At 68.2% G+C, this 23,586-nt stretch carries 22 protein-coding genes; 10 read left to right on the top strand and 12 right to left on the bottom strand.

Going from position 1 to position 23,586, the window contains the following annotated elements; genetic code table 11:
- Window positions 1-30: 30 nt before the first annotated feature.
- Window positions 31-462 (bottom strand): PaaI family thioesterase, encoded by a 432-nt coding sequence (locus EIK80_RS24430; protein WP_125159609.1) that lies wholly within the window; start codon window positions 460-462, stop codon window positions 31-33.
- 120 nt (window positions 463-582) lie between these two features.
- Between EIK80_RS24430 and EIK80_RS24435 the strand changes: the two genes are divergently transcribed.
- A complete protein-coding gene (locus EIK80_RS24435; RefSeq protein WP_125159610.1) occupies window positions 583-2,196 on the top strand; it encodes a cisplatin damage response ATP-dependent DNA ligase in 1,614 nt (537 codons plus the stop codon).
- A 58-nt stretch (window positions 2,197-2,254) separates the two neighbouring features.
- Entirely contained in the window at window positions 2,255-4,009 is a 1,755-nt protein-coding gene (locus EIK80_RS24440) for an ATP-binding protein (RefSeq protein WP_125159611.1), read from the top strand.
- Here EIK80_RS24440 and EIK80_RS24445 read toward each other — a convergent pair whose 3' ends face one another.
- On the bottom strand, window positions 4,010-5,227 hold the full coding sequence (locus tag EIK80_RS24445; protein ID WP_125159636.1) for a multidrug effflux MFS transporter: 1,218 nt from the start codon (window positions 5,225-5,227) through the stop codon (window positions 4,010-4,012). It lies immediately after the preceding gene.
- Between the two features lie 126 nt (window positions 5,228-5,353).
- Window positions 5,354-6,514 carry a DegT/DnrJ/EryC1/StrS aminotransferase family protein gene (locus EIK80_RS24450; protein ID WP_125159612.1) on the bottom strand — a complete coding sequence of 387 codons (1,161 nt, stop codon included), beginning with the start codon at window positions 6,512-6,514 and terminating at the stop codon, window positions 5,354-5,356.
- Between the two features lie 144 nt (window positions 6,515-6,658).
- On the opposite strand from EIK80_RS24450, the gene EIK80_RS24455 reads away from it, so the two are divergent.
- On the top strand, window positions 6,659-7,648 hold the full coding sequence (locus tag EIK80_RS24455; RefSeq protein WP_125159613.1) for a mechanosensitive ion channel family protein: 990 nt from the start codon (window positions 6,659-6,661) through the stop codon (window positions 7,646-7,648).
- On the opposite strand, the gene EIK80_RS24460 is transcribed toward EIK80_RS24455, so the two are convergent.
- Both EIK80_RS24460 and EIK80_RS24465 read right to left on the bottom strand, forming a co-directional pair.
- On the bottom strand, window positions 7,578-8,753 hold the full coding sequence (locus EIK80_RS24460; protein ID WP_125159614.1) for a PLP-dependent aspartate aminotransferase family protein: 1,176 nt from the start codon (window positions 8,751-8,753) through the stop codon (window positions 7,578-7,580). The genes EIK80_RS24455 and EIK80_RS24460 overlap by 71 nt on opposite strands.
- 10 nt (window positions 8,754-8,763) lie before the next feature.
- Window positions 8,764-10,158: a cystathionine beta-synthase gene (locus tag EIK80_RS24465; protein ID WP_125159615.1), complete on the bottom strand. Its 1,395-nt coding sequence runs from the start codon at window positions 10,156-10,158 to the stop codon at window positions 8,764-8,766.
- A 139-nt stretch (window positions 10,159-10,297) separates the two neighbouring features.
- Between EIK80_RS24465 and EIK80_RS24470 the strand changes: the two genes are divergently transcribed.
- Window positions 10,298-10,732, top strand: a complete 435-nt coding sequence (locus tag EIK80_RS24470; RefSeq protein ID WP_125159616.1) for a MarR family winged helix-turn-helix transcriptional regulator — start codon at window positions 10,298-10,300, stop codon at window positions 10,730-10,732.
- Entirely contained in the window at window positions 10,729-10,965 is a 237-nt protein-coding gene (locus tag EIK80_RS24475) for a hypothetical protein (protein ID WP_125159617.1), read from the top strand. The genes EIK80_RS24470 and EIK80_RS24475 overlap by 4 nt, the downstream gene beginning before the upstream one ends.
- Before the next feature lie 2 nt (window positions 10,966-10,967).
- On the opposite strand, the gene EIK80_RS24480 is transcribed toward EIK80_RS24475, so the two are convergent.
- The 4 genes from EIK80_RS24480 to EIK80_RS24495 all read right to left on the bottom strand — a co-directional run bounded on the left by EIK80_RS24480 (window position 10,968) and on the right by EIK80_RS24495 (window position 13,507).
- Window positions 10,968-11,201 (bottom strand): hypothetical protein, encoded by a 234-nt coding sequence (locus tag EIK80_RS24480; protein WP_125159618.1) that lies wholly within the window; start codon window positions 11,199-11,201, stop codon window positions 10,968-10,970.
- Window positions 11,202-11,353: 152 nt separating this feature from the next.
- The gene (gene fsa, locus EIK80_RS24485) at window positions 11,354-12,007 is read right to left on the bottom strand and encodes a fructose-6-phosphate aldolase (RefSeq protein WP_125159619.1); all 654 of its coding nucleotides are present in this window, start codon (window positions 12,005-12,007) and stop codon (window positions 11,354-11,356) included.
- A 73-nt stretch (window positions 12,008-12,080) separates the two neighbouring features.
- On the bottom strand, window positions 12,081-12,965 hold the full coding sequence (gene rfbD / locus EIK80_RS24490) for a dTDP-4-dehydrorhamnose reductase (protein ID WP_125159620.1): 885 nt from the start codon (window positions 12,963-12,965) through the stop codon (window positions 12,081-12,083).
- Complete coding sequence (locus EIK80_RS24495; RefSeq protein WP_199743609.1) at window positions 12,962-13,507, bottom strand: HAD-IIIA family hydrolase; 546 nt, start codon at window positions 13,505-13,507, stop codon at window positions 12,962-12,964. Before EIK80_RS24495 ends, rfbD begins: the two co-directional genes overlap by 4 nt.
- Window positions 13,508-13,605: 98 nt before the next feature.
- On the opposite strand from EIK80_RS24495, the gene EIK80_RS24500 reads away from it, so the two are divergent.
- Window positions 13,606-14,772, top strand: coding sequence for an AGE family epimerase/isomerase (locus tag EIK80_RS24500; RefSeq protein ID WP_125159622.1), 1,167 nt, complete (start codon window positions 13,606-13,608; stop codon window positions 14,770-14,772).
- Window positions 14,773-14,805: 33 nt separating this feature from the next.
- Here EIK80_RS24500 and EIK80_RS24505 read toward each other — a convergent pair whose 3' ends face one another.
- Together EIK80_RS24505 and EIK80_RS24510 are read right to left on the bottom strand one after the other, a co-directional pair.
- A complete protein-coding gene (locus tag EIK80_RS24505) occupies window positions 14,806-16,116 on the bottom strand; it encodes a mannose-1-phosphate guanylyltransferase (protein WP_125159623.1) in 1,311 nt (436 codons plus the stop codon).
- A 94-nt stretch (window positions 16,117-16,210) separates the two neighbouring features.
- Window positions 16,211-18,247: an NAD(+) synthase gene (locus EIK80_RS24510; protein WP_125159624.1), complete on the bottom strand. Its 2,037-nt coding sequence runs from the start codon at window positions 18,245-18,247 to the stop codon at window positions 16,211-16,213.
- 188 nt (window positions 18,248-18,435) lie between these two features.
- Here EIK80_RS24510 and tkt point away from each other — a divergent pair, with 188 nt between their 5' ends.
- Entirely contained in the window at window positions 18,436-20,397 is a 1,962-nt protein-coding gene (tkt, locus tag EIK80_RS24515) for a transketolase (RefSeq protein WP_125159625.1), read from the top strand.
- A gap of 18 nt (window positions 20,398-20,415) precedes the next feature.
- Here tkt and EIK80_RS24520 read toward each other — a convergent pair whose 3' ends face one another.
- The gene (locus EIK80_RS24520) at window positions 20,416-21,600 is read right to left on the bottom strand and encodes a carbohydrate porin (RefSeq protein WP_125159626.1); all 1,185 of its coding nucleotides are present in this window, start codon (window positions 21,598-21,600) and stop codon (window positions 20,416-20,418) included.
- A 507-nt stretch (window positions 21,601-22,107) separates the two neighbouring features.
- Between EIK80_RS24520 and EIK80_RS24525 the strand changes: the two genes are divergently transcribed.
- The 3 genes from EIK80_RS24525 to EIK80_RS24535 form a co-directional block, all read left to right on the top strand.
- Entirely contained in the window at window positions 22,108-22,434 is a 327-nt protein-coding gene (locus EIK80_RS24525) for a lipid asymmetry maintenance protein MlaB (RefSeq protein WP_125159627.1), read from the top strand.
- 2 nt (window positions 22,435-22,436) lie between these two features.
- A complete protein-coding gene (locus EIK80_RS24530) occupies window positions 22,437-22,670 on the top strand; it encodes a response regulator (RefSeq protein WP_125159628.1) in 234 nt (77 codons plus the stop codon).
- Window positions 22,667-23,586, top strand: a 920-nt coding sequence (locus EIK80_RS24535; RefSeq protein ID WP_199743610.1) for an Hpt domain-containing protein, incomplete at its 3' end; no start/stop codon positions are given. The genes EIK80_RS24530 and EIK80_RS24535, both read left to right, overlap by 4 nt.

Raw genomic sequence — 23,586 nt, forward strand, 5'->3', positions numbered from 1 at the left:
GAGGGCTTCGGCCTTCGCGGCGGCTTTCGTTCAGGGCGTCGCCCTGGTCTCCAGCGGCTTGAACGTCGCCCGCGCCCTGGCGACCGGAACGCCATCTGCGCGCACCGTGGCCTCGGCGAAGCAGATCGAGCGGCCCAGCTTGACGAAGTCGGTGTCGAACTCCAGCCACTGTCCCAGCTTGGCCGAACCCAGATAGTCCAGAGCCAGCGAGGCCGTGACGAGGCCGCCCGCCGCCCGGCCCGCGGCCGTCAGGTTCATGCCGACCGAAAGGCCCATGCCATTATCGGCCAGGGCGGCCAGAAAGCCGCCGTGCGGCATGCTCCGCGAGTTGCAGTGCTCGGTCCGGACGCGCACGCCCAGCACCAGCCGGTCCGGCATGGAGTGGGCATAGAGCGGCTCCCACGGATCGGTGAGCGGGCTCTTGCGGCTGTGAGCGACGAAGCCCTCGGGGATCTCGTCCATGCTGGCCTCGGGAAATTTCAAACAGTTGTTTCAATCTAGCATCGACCGACCCCTTGCGCGAGGGGCTGGCGCATCGCGTTATGGCGCGTAGCTGAACGGAAAGGGGCCGGCCGACATTCCATGTCCATGCGCGCCTTCGCCCACCTGCTCGACCGTCTGTCCCTGACCAGCTCGCGCAACGCCAAGCTGACCCTGATCGCCGACCACCTGCGCGACACCCCGGACCCCGATCGCGGCTACGCCCTGGCGGCCCTGACCGGGGCGCTGTCGTTCAACGCCGCCAAGCCGGCCTTCATCCGCAAGGCGGTCGAAGCACGGATGGACGCCCAGCTGTTCGCCTGGTCCTACGACTATGTCGGCGATCTCGCCGAGACCGTCGCCCTGGTCTGGCCGGAGAAGCCCGGGGCCAACCGGCCGCCGGAGCTGTCCGAAGTGATCGAGGCCCTGCACTCGGCTTCGCGCGCCGAGGTGCAGCGGCTGATCGAGGGCTGGCTGGACGCGCTGGACCCCGACGGCCGCTGGGCGCTGCTCAAGCTGATGACCGGCGGCCTGCGGGTCGGGGTCTCCTCGCGCCTGGCCAAGCAGGCCTGCGCCAATTTCGGCGGCGTCGAGATCGGCGAGATCGAGGAGGTCTGGCACGCGATGGAGCCGCCCTATGGCGACCTCTTCGCCTGGCTGGAAGGCCGCTCCGAGCGCCCCTCGCCCGACGCGCCGGGCCGCTTCCGGCCGGTGATGCTGGCCCAGCCGATCGACGAGGCCGTCGACTTCGCCAAGCTGGATCCGGCCGACTACGTCGCCGAGTGGAAGTGGGACGGCATCCGCGTCCAGGCCGTATCAGAGCGCGGTCAGCGGCGGCTCTACACCCGCACCGGCGACGACATCTCCGCGGCTTTCCCGGACGTGGTCGAAGCCCTGGACTTCGAAGGCGCGATCGACGGTGAACTGTTGGTGCTGCGCGACGGCGCCCTGGCCCCGTTCGGGGATCTGCAGCAGCGGCTGAACCGCAAGACGGTCGACGGCAAGCAGCTGGCGGCGTTCCCGGCCGGCATCCGCGCCTACGACCTGATGCTGGACGGCGAGGAGGACGTCCGGTCCCTGCCCTTCGTCGAACGCCGCGCCCGGCTGGAGGCGTTCGTGGCGCGCCTCTCCACACCCCGCATCGACCTGTCGCCCCTTCAACCCTTCGAGACCTGGGAGGCGTTGGCCGCCCTGCGCCTGGATCCGCCTGAAGGCGACGCCCGCCTTTCCGAGGGCCTGATGCTCAAGCGCCGCGACAGCGTCTACGAACCGGGCCGGCCCAAGGGTCCGTGGTTCAAGTGGAAGCGCGACCCGCACCTGATCGACGCGGTGCTGATGTACGCCCAGCGCGGCCACGGCAAGCGATCCAGCTTCTATTCCGACTACACGTTCGGCGTCTGGCGCGAGGACGAGGAGGGTCGCCGCGCCCTGACACCGGTCGGCAAGGCCTATTTCGGCTTCACCGACGAGGAGTTGAAGCGGATCGACAAGTTCGTGCGCGACCACACGATCGAGCGCTTCGGTCCCGTGCGCTCGGTCCGCGCCGACCAGGAGTCCGGCCTGGTGTTCGAGGTCGCCTTCGAAGGGCTGCAACGGTCGACGCGGCACAAATCGGGCGTCGCCATGCGCTTCCCGCGCATCAATCGCATCCGCTGGGACAAGCCCTCGCGAGAGGCCGACGAACTCAAAACATTGGAGTCCATGCTCGATCCATGATCGGCGTTCACCTCTCGTTTGCCATGTACCCCTACGCAAGGTTGCGAGGAGTACGCCGATGTCCCCCTTCCTTGCGTCCCTGCTGCCGCATCTGCGGGTCAACGCCACCGAACGCTACCGCCAGGTCTATTCCCGCGTCGGCCTGACCGCGCTGCTGAGCTGGGCGTTGAGCCTGATCGGCCGCGCCGACCTTATCCCGCTATGGCTGGCCGCCAGCCTGTCGGTGCAGGCGCTGGAGTTCTTCGCCGTCCGGCCGTTCGTCAAGGACCGCTTGCCCGAGCGCCATCTTCAGGCGCGGATCGTGCTGATGCTGGTCGCCATGGTGGCCATGGCCTCCGTGCACGCGGGCGCGGTGCTGATCTTCTGGCAGAGCGGCCAGCCGCCGCTGATGGCCCTGGCCCTGATGGTTCTGGTCGGCGGGGCGTTGAACAATGTCGCCTCGGGCGTCGACAGCCGGCCGCTGTTCTATCTGGGCGCGACGCCCTATGCGCTGAGCATGGCCGCCATGCCGGCCCTGGCCTGGAGCTCCGCCCACGAGCAGGTCACCATCCTGGCGGTGTGCGTCGGCTTTTTCATGCTGGCCGTCCACACGATCTGGGGCCGGATGCACAACGACCGCCGCGCCGTGGTCGCCGCCCGCGAGGAAGCCGACCGCCGCCGAGTCCAGACCGAGGAGGCCCTGTCGGAACGCACCGCCATGGCCGCCATCGTCAGTCACGAGCTGCGCACGCCGCTGTCGGCGATCCTGGCCGGCGCGCACATGATCCGCACGGGAACCACTCCGGCCCAGACGCGCGCCACGGCCGACCTGATCGTCGACGCCGGCCACCTGATGACCGGCCTGCTGACCGACATGCTGGATCAGGCCAAGATCGAGGCCCGGGCCATGAGCTTGGAGAACCGCGACTTCGACGTCCTTGGCGCGATCCGCGACGCCACCCGCTTCTGGAGCGCCAACGCCCGCGCCAAGGGCCTGACCCTGCGCGAGCCCCCCGGCGAGCAGCCCTCGGCCTGGGTGCGCGGCGACCCTTTCCGCCTGCGCCAGATCCTCAACAACCTGCTGTCCAACGCCGTGAAGTTCACCGAGGAAGGGGTGATCACGCTGCGTCTCCACGCCCAGCCCGCCGAGGACGGTCGGGTGCGGGTGGTTGTCGAGGTCGAGGACAGCGGTCCCGGCATTACCGAGGACGCCATGAGCCGGCTGTTCACGCCCTATACCCAGGCCTCGCAGGAAACGGCCCGGACCTATGGCGGCACGGGTCTGGGCCTGGCGGTCAGCCGCCAGTTGGCCCGGCTGATGGGCGGTGAGCTGGACGCCCGTCCTGGTCCGGAACGCGGCGCGATCTTCCGTCTGGCTCTGCTCCTGCCCGCCGGCCAGGCTCAGGAGGCCCCTCGCCCCATCGTCCAGCCCGAGGGCGCGACGCCGGACATCGGCGCCCTGCGAATCCTCGCCGTCGACGATCACGAGGTGAACCGCCGGACGCTCGCCCTGGTTCTGGAGCCCCTGGGGGTGGAGCTGACCACCGCCCTGGACGGGCTGGAGGCGCTGAAGCAGCTGGAGACCCAGGCCTTCGACGTGGTGCTGATGGACGTCAACATGCCCGGTCTCGACGGCCGTGAGGCCACGCGCCGCCTGCGGGCGGGTCGAGGCCTCAATCATGACACCCCGGTGATCGGCTTCAGCGCCGGGGTGGCGGACGACGAGGTTCAGGCCTGTCGCGAAGCCGGCATGACCGACTGGCTGGCCAAGCCGTTGGATATTCGGGCTCTCTACGCGGCGCTGGACCGCGCTCGGTCGAAAACCGCCGCTTGACTAGTGAGCGACGGCCGGAGCCGGCGCGGCCACGCCGGTCTGGAACAGCTTGCCCTTCTCGGTGACCAGCACCGTCATCAGCCCCGCCACGCCAAAGCCGGCGAAGCCAAGGGTCAGCGGCACGGTCGTGCCGTCGTACATCTGGCCAATGACGAAACCGAACAGCGCACCGCCGATCGTGGTGATGAAGCCCTGGATCGAGGCCGCCGCGCCGGCGACGTGACCCAGCGGCTCCATGGCGATGGCCCCGAAGTTCGACATGACCAGGCCGAAGCAGAACATCATGCCGGCCTGCATCAGGGAAAAGCTCAACAGGGTTTCGTGGCCGGTGATGGCGATCGCCGCGTGGGCGGCGGCGAAGGCGATGAAGCCGATCAACGCCCAGTGCGAGACCTTGCGCATGCCCAGCTTCCCGACGATCCGGGAGTTCAGCAGCGACGAGACCGCCATGCTTCCGGCGATGGCCGCGAAGATCAGCGGGAAGAGATCGCCCGCGCCCAGCACCTCGGCGAACACCTGCTGGGCCGAGTTGAGGAAGCCGAACAGGCCGCTCAGCACCAGGGCGGCGGCGATGGTGTAGCCCATGGCGATCCGGTCGGTCAGGGCGATCCTGAAGGCCGAGGTGACGCCCGCGACCGAGATCGGGATCCGGTCCTCCGGATGCTGGGTCTCGGGCAGCTTGACCGCCGCCCAGGCCATGACGACCAGGCCGAAGATCGACAGCACGCCGAAGATCCAGCGCCACGAGGCGAACAGCATGATCCCCTGGCCCAGCGACGGCGCGATGATCGGGGTGGCCAGGAAGACGATGAAGGCCAGCGACATCACCCGCGCCATCTGGCGGCCGGCATAGCAATCGCGGACGATCGACACCGACAGCACCCGCGTGGACGCCGCGCCCAGGCCGGTCAGGAACCGGGCGATCAGCAGCATCTCGAACGAGGTCGAGAAGGCGCAGAGGGCGGCGAAGAGCGTATAGAGCGTCAGTCCGACCATCAGCACCGGCTTGCGGCCGTAGCGATCGGCCAGCGAACCATAGGCCAGCTGCGCCACGCCGAAGCCCAGCAGGTACGAGGTGATCACCCACTGGCGGGCGTTGGGATCGTGAACGCCCAGCGCCTCGCCGATGCGCGGCAGGGCCGGCAGCATGGAGTCGATGGCCAGCGCGTTGGTGGCCATCATCGCCGCGATCAGGGCGACGAACTGGCCAAAGCCCATGCCGGGGTGCGGCGATGGCTTGGTGTCGGACATGGATTTTCTCGCGCGGACTGACGCCCCGGCACGAGACGCATGTGCGCCGGATATAGGGCCTGGCGCGCGAGACGCCAGACCTGATGGCCTCGATCAGCCGTTGAAGGCCCGGATCGCCTCGATGATCTTCGCCTGGTCGGCTTCTGCCAGGTAGGGATGCATCGGCAGGGCCAGCACGGTCTCGGCCTTGGCTTCCGTCACCGGCAGGCCGCCCGCGCCGCGCGGGAAGGCCGCGTACGGCGCCTGTAGGTGCATCGGCACGGGATAGTAGACCGCCGTCGGGACGCCCTGTGTCTTCAGGTGCGCCGCCAGGCCGTCGCGGTTGGCGTGCTCGATCACGTACTGGGCCCAGACCGAGACGCCGCCGTCGATCACCCTCGGGGTGGACAGCACCGCCCCCTTCAGGCCCTCGCCGTAGCGGTCGGCCACGACCTGGCGCAGGGCGATCTCGTCGGCGAAGATGGCCAGCTTCTCGATCAGGATCGCCGCCTGGATCGTGTCGAGGCGCGAGTTCATGCCGATACGGGTGTTCAGGTACTTCGGGTCGTGGTCGAAGGTCTTGCCCTCGAGATCCGGGCCGACCGCCTTGCCGTGGACGCGGTAGCTGTCCATCAGGTCCCACAGATGGGCGTCATTGGTCAGCACCGCCCCGCCGTCGCCGTAGCAGCCCAGCGGCTTGGCCGGAAAGAAGCTGGTGGTGGCGACATCGGCCCAATGCAGCGGGTGATGGCCGTTCAGCGTGCAGCCGAACCCCTGGGCGCTGTCGGCGATCAGCTTCAGGCCCTCGCGGTCGCAGATGGCCTTGATCGCCGGATAGTCGGCGGGCTGGCCGAACAGGTCGACGGCGATCACCACTTTCGGTGTCAGCTTGCCCTCGGCCTTCACCGCGGCGATGGCGGCGTCCAGCTTGGCCGGATCGAGATTGAAGGTGTCCGGCAGAACGTCGACGAATACCGGAGTCGCGTCGACCCACGGCACGACTTCCGGCGTCGCGGCGAAGGTGAAGGAGGGGCAGAACACGGCGTCGCCCTTGCCCACGCCCCAGGCCATCAGCGGCAGGGCGATGGCGTCGGTGCCGTTGGCGCAGGACAGGGCCAGCCTGGCCTGGCCGAACTCGGCGAGCTTGGCCTCGAACTCCCGGACCTGTGGGCCCATGACGTAGGCGCCGCTGTCCAGCACCTTGGCGATGGCGGCGTCGATCTTGTCGCGGATCCGGCGCTGCTGCGCGGCGAGGTCGATGAAGGGCATGCTCATGAGCGCAGCCTCTAGTGTCCGATCGCGACGATTTCGAGCCAATTGATGTAACCGACTGTTTCCTCGCCACAAGGACGATCAAGCGGAACCGTCGACGCGCCTTGTCGTTGACCGAACACGGCGGGGGCGCCTATCGAGACTCCTATGAAGACCAAGCCCAGCATCATCCCGGCGGATGCGTCCCTGCCGTCGCTCGCCAACGTAAAGGCCGACGAGACCATGCTCGGGCATTTCCTGGACTGGCTGGGCAAGCTGGCGGTGAACCTAATGGTCGCCGCCCTGATCCTGGTCGTGACCTTCTGGCTGGCGGGCCTTGCCGCCCGGTTCATGAGCCGGACCCTGGCCCGGGTTCATCGCAACACGCCGGATCCGACCCTGGAGAGCTTCAGCGCCTCGCTGGCCCGCTACGCGGTGATCGCCGTCGGCCTGGTGGCGGTGCTGCAGCAACTTGGGGTGCAGACGACCTCGATCATCGCGGTGCTGGGCGCGGCCTCGCTGGCCATCGGCCTTGCCCTTCAGGGCGCCCTGTCGAACGTGGCGGCCGGAATGATGATCCTGCTGTTTCGCCCCTATCGGGTCGGCGACGTGATCGAGACCGCGACCCGCAACGGCACGGTGAAATCGCTGGACCTGCTGTTCACCGAGATCGCCACCCCCGACAACGTCAAGGTCATGATCCCCAACAGCAAGGTGTTCGGCGACGTGATCCTGAACTATTCGACCCACCGCAGCCGGCGGGCCGATGTGCTGTTCAAGGTGCCGCTGAAGACGGATCTGGTGATGGTGCTCAAACGCCTGCGCGAGCGCGCCGAAAGCGACGCCCGCATCCGCAAGGAGCCCGCGGTGATGATCGAGGTCGTCGACCTGTCGGAAGCCTTCGCCCAGGCCGCGATCCGCGCCTGGACCGCTTCAGCCGACTTCGGCCCCGTCAAGACCGACCTGATGCTGGCCGCCCACCTGCTGGCCGAGGACCCGACGCGCACGGATCTCCCGCCGCCCCGCCCGACCAAGGCCAAGGACCCCTCGCCCGTCATGCCGGGCGAAGGCGAACACCATCACCTGCTCAGCCTGATAAAGCCGCGTCGAGATCGGAAATCAGGTCCCGACAAGACTCAATCCCCACCGAAAGCCTGATCAGGCCGTCCGAGATGCCCAAAGCCGCGCGCTGATCAGCCGGGATCGAGGCGTGGGTCATGATCGCCGGATGCTCGATCAGGCTCTCGACCCCGCCCAGGCTTTCCGCCAGCGTGAACAGGCGCGTGCGTTCCAGCATCTTGCGGGCGGGGGCCAGTCCGCCTTTCACCTCGGCCGAGATGATACCGCCGAAACCGCCCGTCATCTGGCGCTTCGCCAGGTCGTGCTGCGGGTGGCTCTCCAGGCCGGGATAGATCACCCGCTCGATGGCCGGGTGCTGTTCCAGCCACCGGGCGATCTCCAGCGCGCTATCGCAGGCGCGCTGCATGCGCAGGGCCAGGGTCTTCACCCCGCGCAAGGCCAGGAAGCTGTCGAACGGTCCCAGCACCCCGCCGACGGCGTTCTGCAGGAACCTCATCTGGTCGGCCAGGGCGGCGTTGTCGCCGACCACCGCCACGCCGGCGACCACATCGGAATGGCCGTTCAGGTACTTCGTCGCCGAGTGCATGACGATGTCGAAGCCCAGCTCCAGCGGCCGTTGGATGAAGGGGCTGGCGAAGGTGTTGTCGGCGACGGTGACGAGGTTATGCGTCTTGGCCAGGGTCGCGATCGCCGCCAGATCCGCCAGGCGCAGCATCGGGTTGGTGGGCGTCTCTACCCAGATCATCCGCGTCGCCGGGGTGATCGCCGCCTCGACGGCCGCCAGATCGGCCATGTCGACGAAGCTGAAGGTCAGGCCGGCCGAGCGCTTGCGAACCTTGTCGAACAGCCGAAACGAGCCGCCATAGAGGTCGTCGCTGGCGATCACGTGCGCGCCGCTGTCCAGGGTTTCCAGAATCGTCGAGGCCGCCGCCAGGCCCGAGGCGAAGGCGAAACCCGCCGTCCCGCTCTCCAGATCGGCGATGCAGCGCTCGAACGCGAAGCGGGTCGGGTTGTGGCTGCGGCTGTATTCGAAGCCCTTGTGCTCCCCGGGACTGGCCTGGGCGTAGGTCGAGGTGGCGTAGATCGGCACCATGACCGCGCCGGTGGTGGGGTCGGGGAACTGGCCGCCGTGGATGGTCCGCGTGGCGAAGTCCAGGCGGTTCTTGCCGGGGATGTCGGTCATGAAGGGTCCTTCAGGCGCTGAGCCGCAGGTGATTGATCAGGTCGACCCGGGTGATCACACCTAGGAACTCCTCGCCGTCGACCACAAGGGCCACCTCGTCGCGATCGAACACCTCGGGCAGGTCGTCGACGCTCTGATGGGCCTGCAGGGTGTTGACCGCGCGGGTCATGGCCGCGCCGACCAGGGTCTTGAAGCGCGGGGCCTCCTCGCCCGCCTCCACCGCGGCCAGCACGTCGCTCTCGTCGAGAATGCCGACCAGCTTGCCGTGGTCGACCACGGGCAGCTGGCTGATGTCCGATGAGCGCATGCGGTTATAGGCGGTCAGCAGCGTGTCATCGGGTCCGATGGCGATCACGCCGCCCTCGGCGTAGCGCTTGGCGATCAGGTCGCGCAGGTCGCCGTGCAGCTCGCGGCCGTCGAAGCCGTGCGCCGCCAGCCAGAAGTCGTTGAACATCTTGGTCAGGTACTTGCCGCCCGTGTCGCAGACGAAGGTCACGACGCGCTTGGGCTCGGTCTGCTCGCGGCAGTACTTCAACGCCGCCGCCAGCAGGCAGCCCGAGGACGAACCCGCGAGGATCCCCTCCTTCTTCAGCAGCAGGCGGGCGGTGTCGACGCTCTCGCGGTCGCTGATCGAATAGGCCTGGGAGATCAGGTCCATCTGGGCGTTGGCCGGGATGAAGTCCTCGCCGATGCCCTCGACGATCCAGCTGCCGGCCTCGCCGAAGGTCCCGGTCTCGACATAGTCGCGCAGGATCGAGCCGACCGGATCGGCCAGCACCATCCTGGTCTTCGGCGAGTGGGCCTTCATGTAACGGCCAATGCCGGTGAGCGTGCCGCCCGAGCCGACGCCGACGACGATGGCGTCGATATCGCCGTCCATCTGGGTCAGAATCTCGGGCGCGGTGCTGGTTTCATGCGCCAGCGGGTTGGCCGGGTTCTCGAACTGGTTGGCGTAGAGCGACCCCGGGATCGACTGGGCCAGGGTCTGGGCCATGTCCTGATAGTATTCCGGATGGCCCTTGCCGACGTCGCTGCGAGTCAGGCGCACGTCCACGCCCATGGCCCGCAGGTGCAGGATCTTCTCCCGCGCCATCTTGTCGGGGACGATCAGGATCAGCTTGTAGCCCTTGAGGGTCGCCACCTGCGCCAGGCCCAGGCCCGTATTGCCGGCCGTGGCCTCGATGATCGTGCCGCCCGGCTTCAGCCGGCCGTCGGCCTCGGCCGCCTCGATCATCGAGCGGGCGACGCGGTCCTTGATCGAGCCGCCGGGGTTCTGGTTCTCCAGCTTGAGGAACAGCCGGCAAAGACCGGTGTCGAGATGCTTGACCTCGACCATGGGCGTGCGGCCGATCAGGTCGAGAGCAGAACCGGCGATGCTCGGAAGGCCTGATTTAGGGTCGTTCATGGCGCAGCTCCGCAGCCTGGTGAAACGATTTCCCCTAGCTAGGCCCGTTTCACGAACGAAGGGAAGAGGGCCAGGGCCGTCGGATATGGGGTGTTCGTTCGGGATTTACGAAGGATCGGCCCCCTCGTAGCGTCGCTTCATGACGAACGCCTTCGCCGCTGATTTCGAGGACCTGTTCCGCGCGACCTACCGCGCCGCGGTCCGGCGTTTGAGGGACAAGCGCGAACGGCTGTCGCCCGAGACCGTGGCGCTGCTTGACCACCTGGCCGCCGCGGGTCCGCTGACCGCCGGCGAACTCGCCCGCCACGTCGACCGCGCGCCCAGCACCCTGACCGAGATGGTCGATCATCTGGTCGAGAAGGACCTGCTGACCCGCGACCGCGATCCGGCCGACGCCCGCCGCAGCCTGATCTGGCTGACCGACGCCGGCCAAGCCGCTCTGCTGGAAAGCCGCAACGTCCTGGACCTCGATGTCCTGGCCGCCGCCGGCGCCAGACTGACACCCGAGCAGCGCCAGACGCTGATCGATCATTTCCGAGACTTCGTCGCCCACCTGAAAGGAACCCGCCCATGAGCCACGCTTGCGAGAGCTGCGGCCTGCCGATCGAGTCCGGCCCCTATTGCCAGTACTGCGTCGACGAGGCCGGCGCGCTGCAGGACTTCCCCACGCGCTTCGAGCGCATGGTGCAGTGGCAGGAGCGGCGCGGCAGCCCGCGCGCCCAGGCTGAAACCGAGACCATCGTCTACATGTCCAAGATGCCGGCCTGGAAGGACCACCCCGAGGTCCAAGCTCGCCTCTCGGCTTGAGGTCAGGCCGTCCCGGCCGTGCCGCGCTGGTTCACCCATTCGCTGGCGAACTTTCGGGACAGACAGACGTCCTCGAACACGACCCGGCGCAGCTGACCCAGGAACTCGGGTGTGTCGTGCACGATCACGAATGGAAAACCATTGGCGGAGAGGAAGCCCTGGAGGAATCGCGAGAAGCGGTCGGCCTCTTCGGGGCCAGCCAGGCGGACTTCGGTCTCGGCGGCAGTCGGAACCATGTGCGTGGCCCTCTGTGGACGGACCAAGACTTAACGCACGAGTTCGCGTTTGCGAACCATCTTCGCCACTGCGAAATAAACTGTGATCACTTGATCGCCTCCCGGGCGAGTGAAAGCCCGCCCGGGAACGCGCAATCCCTTACAGGACAGCCTTAGAGGATCGACTGGCCCGTCGAGGCCCAGTCCTTGAGGAACTGCTCCAGGCCCTTGTCGGTCAGGGGGTGCTTGTAGAGATCGGCGAACACGGCCGGCGGAATGGTGACGACGTCGGCGCCGATGATCGCGGCTTCCTTGACGTGGGCGGCGTTGCGCACCGAGGCGGCCAGAATCTCGGTCTCGTAGCCGTAGTTGTCGTAGATCGCGCGGATGTCGCGGATCAGGTCCATGCCGTCGAAGCCGTAGTCGTCCAGGCGGCCGATGAACGGCGAGATGTAGGTCGCGCCGGCCTTGGCGGCCAGCAGGGCCTGGGTCGGCGAGAAGCACAGGGTGACGTTGGTCTTGATCTCTTCGTCGGCGAAGGCCGCGCAGGCGATCAGGCCGTCGCGGGTCAGCGGGATCTTGACCACCACGTTCGGGGCGATCTTGGCCAGCTTCTGGCCCTCGGCGATCATGGCGTCCGCCGTGGTGGCGGCGACTTCGGCGCTGATCGGGCCCGGAACGATGTCGCAGATCTCGGCGATCACTTCCAGCATCGGACGGCCCGACTTGGCGATCAGGGTCGGGTTGGTCGTGACGCCGTCGATCAGGCCGGTCGAGGCCAGATCGGCGATGACCTTGGTGTCGGTGCTGTCGAGGAAGATCTGCATGGTCGCTCGCGCTGCTCTTTTATGTCGGGAGTTGCGCCGGTTTAGCCCGAGCGGCGGCTTCACGCCAGACTCGTCAGGCCCGCGCGGCGGGGTCGGCGACAAGCCGGTCGGCCGTGCGCTCGACCGCCGTCCGCCAGGGTTCGGGCCGGAAGCCGAACACCTTCTGAAGCTTGCCCGTGTCCAGAGGCGAGCGCGGCGGCCTCGGCGCGGGCTCGGCGAAGGCGGCCTGGCTTGTCCGTTCCAAGCGCGCCTTGGCCAGCGGATCGCGGTCGATGGCGGCCTTGGCGAAGTCGAAACGGCTGGTCTCGCCGGCGTTGGCGAAGTGGAACAGGCCGAACGCCGGATCCCCGTTCGCCGCGGCGGCCCAGCGTGGCGCGGTCGCGATCAGAAAGGCGGCCAGGGCCTCGCCGTCGGTCGGCGTACCGAACTGATCGGCGACGATCTTCAGCACCTCGCGCTCACGGGCCAGGCGCAGCATGAAGCTGACATAGTTGCGGCCGTAGCGGGAAAAGACCCACGAGATCCTCAAGACCACCGCCTTGGGGTGAACCAGAACCGCCCGCTCCCCGGCCAGCTTGGAGCGGCCATAGACGTTGATCGGCCGCGCCGCGTCGGTCTCGACATAGGGACGATCGGTCTGGCCGTCGAACACCGCGTCGGTCGACAGGTGCACGAACGGCAGGTCGCGTTCCGCGCACGCGGCGGCCATGACGCCTGGGGCGGCGGCGTTGACCGCGAAAGCCTCGTCGGGTCGCGCCTCGGCGGGGTCGACATGGGTGAAGGCGGCGGTGTTGAGGACCAGACCGCAGTCGGCGGCCAGGATCGCGGCGCGGACGGCCTCGGGGTCCTGCAGGTCGCAATCGGCGCGCGACAGGGCGATGACCTCGACGGTCCCGCCGGCGGCGGCCTGGACGGCGGTGGCGACCTGGCCCGTCCGGCCGAACTGCAGGATCCTCATTTCAACGCCGGGACGCGCTCGCCCAGAACCTGACCCACGAAGGTTCGCAGGCTGCCGCCCCTGAACAGGTAGCCCGGAAGGCCCGCCCGGTTGCCGGCTTCCACGTCGATATGGCGGTCGCCGATGATCACCGCCTCGTCCGGCGCGAGGCTCCAGTCCGCCAAGCCGCGCAGGATCATGCCGGGATTGGGCTTGCGGTCCGGATGATCGGCGACGCGATACGCCTCGACGATCGCCGTCTCGTGAAACGGCGAATGGTAGAAGGCGTCGATCCGGCCGCCCAGCTCGGCCAGTTGATCCTGCATGGCGGCATGGAATCGGTCCATCGCCGGCTCATCGAAATAGCCCCGGCCGATGCCCGACTGGTTGGTGACCACCAGCACCTTGAGGCCAGCCTGGGTCATCGCCGCCACCGCCTCGCGGGCGCCGTCGATCCAGGTCAGCTTGGCGGGGTCGGAGACATAGCCGTGGTCGACGTTCAGCACGCCGTCCCGATCCAGGAACACGGCCTTCAGAGGAGGGAGGGCGGCAGGACTGGTCATGACGCGAGCACTACCCCGACCGGCTGCGAAACGCCACGCCTCCGTCTTGGCCTCGTCGCGCAAGCTCCCTAGAAGAAGGTGATCCTCTGGAGCTCTCGATGACCGCCTTCGCCGACGCCGCCCGCCTGCGCGACCGCCTGAAGACCTGGGCTCTGGAAGCGGCCTACCCGCTGTGGTGGGAGACGGGCGCCGACCATGTGAAGGGCGGCTTCTTCGAGAAGATCGATCTCGACGGCCAGCCGGTGGACGGCCCGCGCCGCGGCCGCGTGCTGCCCCGGCAGATCTTCTCCTACGCCCTGGCCGGCGAGCTGGGCTGGACCGGCCCGTGGCGCGAGGCGGTCGCGCACGGCCTGGCCTTCTATCTGAAGGCCTACCGCCGGCCCGACGGCCTGTTCCGCGCCCTGGTCGGACCGAACGGCGAGAGCCTCGACGACACCGCCGATCCCTACGACCAGGCCTTCGCCATGTTCGCTCTGGCGGCCGTGGCCAAGGCGCTGCCGGATCGCAAGGCCGAGGCCAAGGCGATCGCCGTCCATGTGCTCGAGAAGCTCCGCGCCGAGCGCAAGCACCCCCTGGGCGGCTTCCACCAGACCAACCCGCCGACCACGCCGCTGCAGTCGAACCCGCACATGCACCTGTTCGAGGCGATGCTGGCCTGGAACGAGGTCGACGACGATCCGGCCTGGCGCGCCCTGGCCGACGAGATCGGCGGGCTGGCCCTGACCAGGTTCATTCACGCGGCAAGCGGTCAGATCCGCGAATTCTTCGATCTTGACTGGAACCCGGCGCCGGGCGTCGAGGGCCGCATCTGCGAGCCGGGCCACCAGTTCGAATGGGGCTGGCTGCTGCTGCGTTGGGGCAAGCTGGCGGGCCGCGACGACGCGATCGCCGCCGCCCTGAAGATGATCGAGGCTGGCGAGACGCACGGCGTCGACCTGGCGCGCGGCGTGGCGATCAACGCCCTGCTGGACGACTACGCGATCCATGACGACAGCGCGCGCCTGTGGCCCCAGACCGAGCGGATCAAGGCTTCTGTGCTGGCCGCCCAGATCACCGGCGAAGACCGCTGGTGGGACATGGCCGCGGCAGGCGCGGAAGGCCTGATGACCTATCTGCGCACGCCCGTCCCCGGTCTTTGGCGCGACAAGTACCTGCCCGACGAGACCTTCGTGGAGGAGCCGGCCCCGGCCAGCTCCTTCTATCACATCACCTGCGCCATCGCGGAGTTCGACCGGGCGGTCAGCGCGCATCCCGCCGAAGGGTGAGCGGTTCGGCGGCGAGAATGCGCGCCGGCAAGTCTATCGCGGCTTGGTGACCAGGAGCGTCGCCGCGCCGATGGCCCGCGCGCGGATCTCGGCGTCCAGAGGGATCAGGGCGCCGGCGGCGTAGACGTCGCCGTCCATCTCCAGCACGCCTTCCAGCAGCTGCACGGTCGAGACCGGCACGACGATCGTCTCGCCGGCCGGGACGCGCCGCAGCTCGACATCGAAGCCGGTGGTCGAAACCAGGGTCTCGGTCCCGTTCGGCGCGGCGCTTTTGCGCGAGGCGATCGAACGCCCCCTGGCCTTCAGGCCATCGACCAGGATCTTCACCGCCTGGCTGTCGTTGCGATGGCAGACCAGCACCGCGTCCGGCTCGGCCACCACGACGATATCGCTGATCCCGATCACCCCGACATAGGGCCCGGTCGTGCGGACCAGGACGTTCGAGGCGCCGTGCAGGTCGACATCCCCATCCTGGGCGTTGCCGTCGCCGTCGCGGATCGAGGCCTCCCAGATGGCGTCCCACGCGCCGAGGTCCGACCAGGCGAAGGCGGCCGGGGCCACGGCCGCCTTTTGCGTGCGCTCCATCACCGCGTAGTCGAGCGAGATTTTCTTGGCCTGGCCAAAGGCTTCGCGGTCCAGGCGACCGATCCCGGCCTCCAGCGTCAGAGCGGCGGCGCAAGCCTTGGCGGCCTCGGCGACGGTCGGTTCAAAGGCCTCGAACTCGCCCATCAAGGTCGCGGCCTTGAAGGCGAAGTTGCCGCTGTTCCAGAGGTAGCCCTCGAGCACATAGCGCTCGGCGGTCTCGCGGTCGGGCTTCTCGACGAAGGCGGCGACCGCGTTGACAGAGCCGTCCAGCAGCGGCTCACCGGGACGGATGTAGCCAAAGCCGGTCGCCGGCGAGGTCGGCCGCACGCCGAAGGTGACGATCAGGTCGCTCTCGGCGGCTCGGGCGGCGATCACCGCGGCTTCGCCGAAGATCTCCGGCTGGGCGATGTGGTGGTCGGCGGCCAGCATCAGCACGACGCCGTCCGGATCCTGGCCCTGCACATAGGCGGCGGCGGCGGCCACGGCCGGGGCGCTGTCGCGAGCCTCGGGTTCGACCAGGATGGTGACGAAGACGCCGATCTCGGCGGTCTGCTCGGCGACGAAGCCGACCATGGCCTCGCCGGTGACGATGACGATCTCGGCGACGCCGGGGATGTCCTTCACCCGCAGGACGGTCTCCTGGAAGGACGAACGGTCGCCGACCAGCTTCAGGAACTGCTTGGGCTGGTCGCTGCGCGAAGCCGGCCAGAGGCGCGTGCCTGAGCCACCGCACAGGATCACCGGATAGATCGATGCCAAGATAAACCCCACCACGTCTTAGTCTTTGACCCTTGATAGGGCCTTATTGCGAAGGGTGCTTAAAGGCAAAGCGTGATGGAACGAAGAGTTTTCGTCAGCTTGGCGTCCCCGCGTGCAGTTCGGCCAGCCAGGCGTCGGCGGTGACGTCGGACGGCATTCGCCAATCGCCGCGCGGCGACAGGGCGCCGCCCGACGAGATCTTGGGTCCGTTCGGCACGGCCGAGCGCTTGAACTGGTTGGCGAAGAACCGCTTCAGGAAAAGCTCCAGCCACGTCTTGATCTCGGCCAGGTCATAGGCGCGGCGCGCGCTGTCGGGCAGACCCGCCGGCCAGCCGCCTTTGCCCGCGTCATGCCAGGCGCTCCAGGCCAGGAAGGCGATCTTGGACGGCGCCATGCCGTAGCGCGTCAGGTAGTAGAGATTGAAGTCCTGCAGGGCGTAGGGGCCGACGAAGTTCTCCGTCGCCTGGGTCGCCTCGCCCGGCACCAGCTCCGGCGAGATCTCGGTGGCCAGGATGTCCTCCAGCAGCGCCGTCGTGGTCGCATCGACATCGCCGGAATGGGCCACGAAGCGGATCAGGTGTTGGATCAGCGTCTTGGGCGCCCCGCAGTTGGGGTTGTAGTGACTCATGTGGTCGCCGACGCCGTAGGTGCACCAGCCCAGGGCCAGCTCGGACAGGTCGCCGGTGCCGACCACCAGGGCGGCGTTGTGGTTGGCCAGGCGGAACAGATAGTCGGTGCGCAGACCCGCCTGCACGTTCTCGAACGTCACGTCATAGACGGGCTCCCCGCGTCCGAACGGGTGGTCGAGATCCTTCAGCATCTGGGTCGCGGCCGGCCGGATGTCGAGCTCGGCGGCCGTCACGCCCATGGCCCGCATCAGCGCCCAGGCGTTGTCCTTCGTGCGATCCGAGGTGGCGAAGCCCGGCAGGGTGTAGGCCAGGATGTTGGCGCGCGGCAGGCCCAGCAGATCGACGGCGCGGGCCGCCACCAGCAGAGCCTGGGTCGAATCGAGGCCGCCGGAGATGCCGATGACCAGCTTCTTCAGACCCGAGGCCTCGAGCCGCCGGGCCAGGCCCTGGACCTGGATGTTGTAGGCCTCGTAGCAGTTCTCGCGCAGCTTGGCGGGATCCGACGGTGTGAACGGGAAGCGCTCGACGACGCGCGCGAGGGCCAGATCGCCAGCCGGCGGCGTGAAGACGAACGGGACGACGCGGAACGGAACCTTGGCCGGGTTCAGCGCCATGGCGTCGCCGAAACTGCCGACCCGCATGCGTTCCTGGCGGATCCGCTCCACGTCGACATCGGCATAGGTCCACGCCGGGCCGGCGGAGAACCGGGCGGTCTCGGCCAGCAGGGCGCCCATTTCATGGATGTCCAGATGGCCGTCCCAGGCCAGGTCCGTCGAGCTCTCGCCCGCCCCGGCCGCCGCGTAGACATAGGCCGCGATCATCCGCGACGACTGGCTGGCGCACAGAAGGCGGCGAGTCTCGGACTTGCCGATGGTGATGTTGCTGGCCGATAGATTCAGCAGGATCTCAGCTCCGGCCATCGCCTGGGCGGTGCTGGGCGGGGTCGGGGTCCAGACGTCCTCGCAGATCTCGACGCCGACGGTGAACGGGGTCACCCCTTCGCCGCGGAACAGGACGTCGGTCCCGAACGGCGCGCTTTGCCCGGCCAGGGCCAGAGTCTTGCCGGTCACGCCCGCGCCGGGCGTAAACCAGCGTCGCTCGTAGAACTCGCGGTAGTTGGGCAGGAAGCTCTTGGGGACCACGCCCAGCACCCTGCCCCCCTGGATCGCCACGGCGGTGTTGTAGAGCCGGCCGCCATCGCGCAGCGGCGCGCCGACCACGATCATCGGCGCGAGGTCGGCGCTGGCCTCGGCCAAGGTCGCGATCGCCGCCTCCACCGCGTCCAGCAATACCTCCTGCTGCAGCAGGTCATCGACGGTATAGCCGGTCAGGCCAAGCTCGGGGAACACGATCACCGCCACGCCGGACTCGTGCGCCTCCTGGGCCAGAGCCAGCACGCTCCGTGCATTGGTCGCCGGATCGGCCAGCTTCACCTTCGGTACGGCGGTGGCCACGCGAACGAAGCCGTGGCGATAGGGCGAGAAGAACGACGGACTACCCAAGGAACCGGCCTTTCAGGGTTATGCTGAAATTGAGCATAAGTCGGGCTCCACCTATAACGCCCCCGGACGATGTTGCATAGCGTCCTCAACATGTCGCCAGAAGCCCCGCGCGGGTTGACCCCCGGGCGCACCCATGCGAGTGCGCCCCTCGCGCAGCTCCGCAAAACATAGAAAAGACGGAAGTCCCCATGCCCGTTTCGCCCATCAAGATGGCCGACGCGATCCGCGTCCTTTCCATGGACGCCGTGCACAAGGCCAAGTCCGGTCACCAGGGCATGCCGATGGGCATGGCCGATGTGGCCACGGTCCTGTGGGGCAAGTTCCTGAAGTTCGACGCGAGCCAGCCGAACTGGCACGACCGCGACCGCTTCGTGCTGTCGGCCGGCCACGGCTCGATGCTGCTCTATTCCCTGCTTCACCTGACCGGCTTCAAGGCCATGACGATGAAGGAGATCGAGAACTTCCGTCAGTGGGGTTCGCTGACCCCCGGCCACCCGGAAGTCCACCACACCCCCGGCGTCGAGACCACGACCGGCCCGCTGGGTCAGGGTCTGGCGACGGCCGTCGGCATGGCCATGGCCGAAGCCCACCTCGCCGCCCGCTTCGGTCCGGATCTGGTCGACCACCGCACCTGGGTGATCGCCGGCGACGGCTGCCTGATGGAGGGCGTCAGCCACGAGGCCATCAGCATCGCCGGCCGCCTGAAGCTGAAGAAGCTGACGGTGCTGTTCGACGACAACAACACCACCATCGACGGCGAGGCCACCATCGCCGAGACCGGCGACCAGGTCGCGCGCTTCAAGGCCGCCGGCTGGGCCGTGAAGGTCGTCGACGGCCACGACCACGGCAAGATCGCCGCCGCCCTGCGCTGGGCGACGAAGCAGGACCGTCCGACCATGATCGCGTGCAAGACGCTGATCTCGAAGGGCGCGGGTCCGAAAGAAGGCGACCCCCACAGCCACGGCTACACCCTGTTCGACGACCAGATCCGCGACGCCCGCGTCGCCATGGGCTGGGACGCCGAGCCGTTCACCGTGCCGGGCGACATCGCCACGGCCTGGAAGAGCGTCGGCCGTCGCGGCGCCAAGGTCCGCAAGGCCTGGGAAGCCAAGCTCGCCGCCTCGACCCACGCCTCGGACTTCAAGCGCGCCATGGCCGGCGAGCTTCCCGCCGGCGCCTTCGAGGCCCTGGACGCCCACATCGCCAAGGCCCTGGAGACCAAGCCGGTCAACGCCACCCGCGTCCACTCCGGCTCGGCCCTGGACCAGCTGATCCCGGCCATCCCGGACATGATCGGCGGCTCGGCCGACCTGACCGGCTCGAACAACACCCTGGTCAAGGGCATGGGCGCGTTCGACGCTCCGGAATACACCGGTCGCTATGTCCACTACGGCGTCCGCGAATTCGGCATGGCCGCGGCCATGAATGGCATGTCGCTGCACGGCGGCGTCATTCCCTATTCGGGCACCTTCCTGGCCTTCGCCGACTACAGCCGCGCCGCCATCCGCCTGGGCGCCCTGATGGAAACCCGCGTCATCCACGTGATGACCCACGACTCCATCGGCCTGGGCGAGGACGGACCGACCCACCAGCCCGTCGAACAGGTCGCCTCCCTGCGCGCCATCCCGAACCTGCTGGTCTTCCGCCCGGCCGACGCGGTGGAAGCCGCCGAGTGCTGGAAGGTCGCCCTGCAGCATCCGCGCACCCCGTCGGTCATGACCCTGTCGCGCCAGAAGACCCCGCACGTCCGCGCCAGCGGCGGCGACCTCTGCGCCAAGGGCGCCTACGAACTGCTGGCGGCCGAGGGCGGTGAAGCGCAGGTGACGATCTTCGCCTCGGGCACCGAGGTCGGCGTCGCCGTGGCCGCGCGCGACATCCTCCAGGCCCAGGGCAAGCCGACCCGCGTCGTCTCGACCCCCTGCTGGGAGCTGTTCGCCCAGCAGGACGCCGCCTACCAGGCTTCCGTCATCGGCTCGGCGCCGGTGCGCGTGGCGGTCGAGGCGGGCATCAAGATGGGCTGGGAGCGCTTCATCGGCGAGGACGGCAAGTTCGTCGGCATGAAGAGCTTCGGCGCCTCGGCCCCGTTCGAGCGCCTCTACAAGGAATTCGGCATCACCGCCGAGGCCGTCGCGGAAGCCGCCAGCGCCTGATCCTGAAAGGGGTGGAGCCTAAAACTCCACCCCAACTCGCAGGATCGCCACCAGGGCGTGGCCGACGCCGCCGTCAGCGCCCGGATCCTTCACATATTGCAGATCGGGCTGGATCGTCACCGGCCCGATCTTGTCCGAATAGGTCACTTCGATCGCGCTTTCCGAACGCCTCAGGCCCAGGCCAGCATCGATGGCGTTGTCGCGGTACTTGCCCGACAGGAAGACCTGATTGACGCCGATCGAAAAGGCGCTGTCGGGCCGACTCTCGAACACATGCTCGACCAGCACGCCCGCCTGCCAGCCGCCCCTGAAGGCGGTGGTGTCGCCGTCGGAGACGCCCAGGCGCGCGAATGCGGTCGTCTTGCGTACGTCGACGTCGCCGGTCAGGTGGCGCTCCAGCAGCACATAGGCGCCCTGCGCCGTCGCCGGGGCGGGGTCGCCGGACGGGGCCAGGAAGCGGATATCGTCCTGCTTGTCGGTGTAGCGCCAGGTCCCGAACGCCACCTTGCCGCGCCCCTGCCAGCCGGCCTCAGCGATCAGCAGCAGACCGTTGTCGAACGATGTCTTGACGCCGCCAGGATCGCCCAACACCCCGGCATTGGCGTTCAGCGCCGCCGCTTGAGCGTAGACATGATCGTTCGGCGTCCAGCGCACACGCACCGCCAGGGCCGTGGAGGGGAAGATGGAGGGGCCGTTCGGACCCGTGGCGGCCAGCTCCGAGCCGATGCCGAAGGCCGGGGCCAGTAGCAGGCCGGCGCTGTCGTTGGCGTAGAATTCGCTGTTGAGATCGTAGAGGCCGGCGCGGATCGACGCCTTGTCGCCAAAGCCCTGCTCGACCCAGGCCTCGAACAGGCGGGCGCGCTGGCGGGTGACCTCGATGTTGTCGACGCCCTGCAACGTGCCGGCGTCGTCATTGGGCATGGCGCCGCTGTTGTTCAGCAGCTCGAAGTGGGCGCTGGCGCCCTTCCAGCCGACAGCCTTGTCGAGGTCGAGGTCGCCGAAGACCTGCAGGTCGTCGAGCACGCGACCGCGCTTGGCCAGGCCGCCACTCACCGTTCCGGCGAGATCGGCCGTGTAGCTGCCGCTCAGCTTGAAGGCGCGGTCGTCGGCCCGCGCGCTCTGGGCGGCGAAGCCCCCGGCGGCGATCGCGAGCGCCGCGACGGCCACAAGATTAATGGATCGGTTGGTCGTGGTCTGGCGCATTCTCGCCCCCGCTGACCCGACATTCGATCGGGCGGGACCGTTGTCGCCGGAAAGGGGCGCCATCCGGTAAACCCGGCCTGTGGCGCGTCGTCGCACGCCGCTGGAGCGCGAAGTCACGCGCGAAGAGCTCCAAAGCGGAGGCGCGCGCTCTGACCCGGAGCGCCTGATATCGTCAGCGGTCACGGGGCTTCCAGGCCAGCCACCTGGCGCTGCCTCTGCAGCGCCTGCGACAAGGGGCCGCAGCCGCGCCCGAAGAGAACGCCAGGGTCAAGATCTGAGCGCGATATATTTCGAATAACCAGCACGCATGAACAAGATTCAGAAATTATCGATAAGCCCATAATAAACAGATCTTTATGAGACTATAAAAGTTCTAGTGCAGACGAACTCTACCTTCGGTATGTGAAACTTTGTCGCAACCAAGCTTAAAACTGCATTCACCCTCGGATCCCACGATGCCCGCCATGTAGCGCCGCGAAACAAAACGCGGCGTCCGGCGGAGGCTATATGCGCGCTCGTAGTGAGGCTGATGATCCCGTCACCTGGGCTCCACGGGGAGACTTAACCCTGCCGTTCGCGGCCGAGCGGCGTGGCGAACTTCTCGAACTGATGGCTTCGGCCTCCCGGGTCGAGATCGATCTCCAAGCGATCGACGAGGTCGATCTGTCGGGCGTGCAGATCTTGCTGGCCGCGCGCGCTAGCGCCGCGGCGCAAGGCAGGCATCTGGCGCTGGCCAGGGCTCCGGCCGAGGCCTTCGCCACCATGCTTGAACGAGGCGGCCTGCTGGAAGGCGACGACCTTCGGGAGTTTTGGCGTTTGGGCGAGGAGGCCTGAACATGGCCAGCCTCCTCACCGTCGACACGCCGATCATGGACGGGCTGGCGATGATCCGCGCGTTGCGCAATCGCCCCGCCGGCGCGGGTGCGGGCGCGCCCGTCCTGTTCCTGACCACCGAGTCCGACACCGAAGTCAGGGCTCGGGCCAAGGCCGCCGGCGCGACCGGCTGGCTGACCAAGCCCTTTGATCCCGAACAGCTGATCCGGGTCGTCAAGAAGGTCCTCGCCAAATGAGCGGTCAGAACCCCATCGAAGTCTTCCGTCAGGAAGCCCAGGATCTACTCGAGGGGATCGAGCAGGGCCTGCTTGATCTGGCGCGCCGCCCCGGCGACCGGGACCTGGTCAATGCGGTGTTCCGCGGGCTCCACACGCTGAAGGGCTCTGGGGCCATGTTCGGCTTCGACGCCCTGGCCGCCTTCACCCACCATTGCGAGACCGCCTTCGACCGCGTTCGCAAGGGTGAGGTCGCCGCCACCTCCGGACTGGTCGGCGCCGTGCTGGCCTGCCAGGATCACATGCGCGCCCTGGCCGAGGGCCGTCCGGCTTCGGAAGCGACGGGCCAGACGCTGCTGGCCGACCTGCATAGGGTGGTCGAGAGCGCCGGCCAGGTCGAGCCCGCCGAGGCGTCCGCCGAGCCCGCCCCCCATGTCTGGCGCGTGAGGTTCAGCCTGCCGACCGACGCGCTGGTCAATGGCCTGCGCCCGCTGCCGTTGCTGGACGAACTGCGCGAGCTTGGCGACTGCCAGGTCGTGGCCGTGACCGACGCGGTCCCGACCTTGGAAGACCTGGCTCCCACCCAATGCCATCTGGCGTGGGACGTGACCTTGGTCACCAACCACGGCCGCGACGCGATCGAGGATGTCTTCATCTTCGTGATCGACGAGATGACGCTGGATATCCAGGAGGTCGGTTCGGCGCGGACCGAAGTCGCGGTCATGGAAGCCATCGACAGCGCCGCCGCGGCGCCGCAGGTCGTGATCGCCAACGACGCGGCGCCGGTCGCCGCCAGCGAGGGTCGGCAGGCCAAGGCCGGCGGCGACACCGTCCGCGTTCCGGCCGAGCGCCTGGACGAACTGATGGACCGGGTGGGCGAGCTGGTCATCGCCCAGTCGCGCCTCAAGCAACTGGCCGCCTCGTCGTCCGACGTCGC

This window comes from Caulobacter sp. 602-1, assembly GCF_003931565.1.
Classification (GTDB): Bacteria; Pseudomonadota; Alphaproteobacteria; order Caulobacterales; family Caulobacteraceae; genus Caulobacter.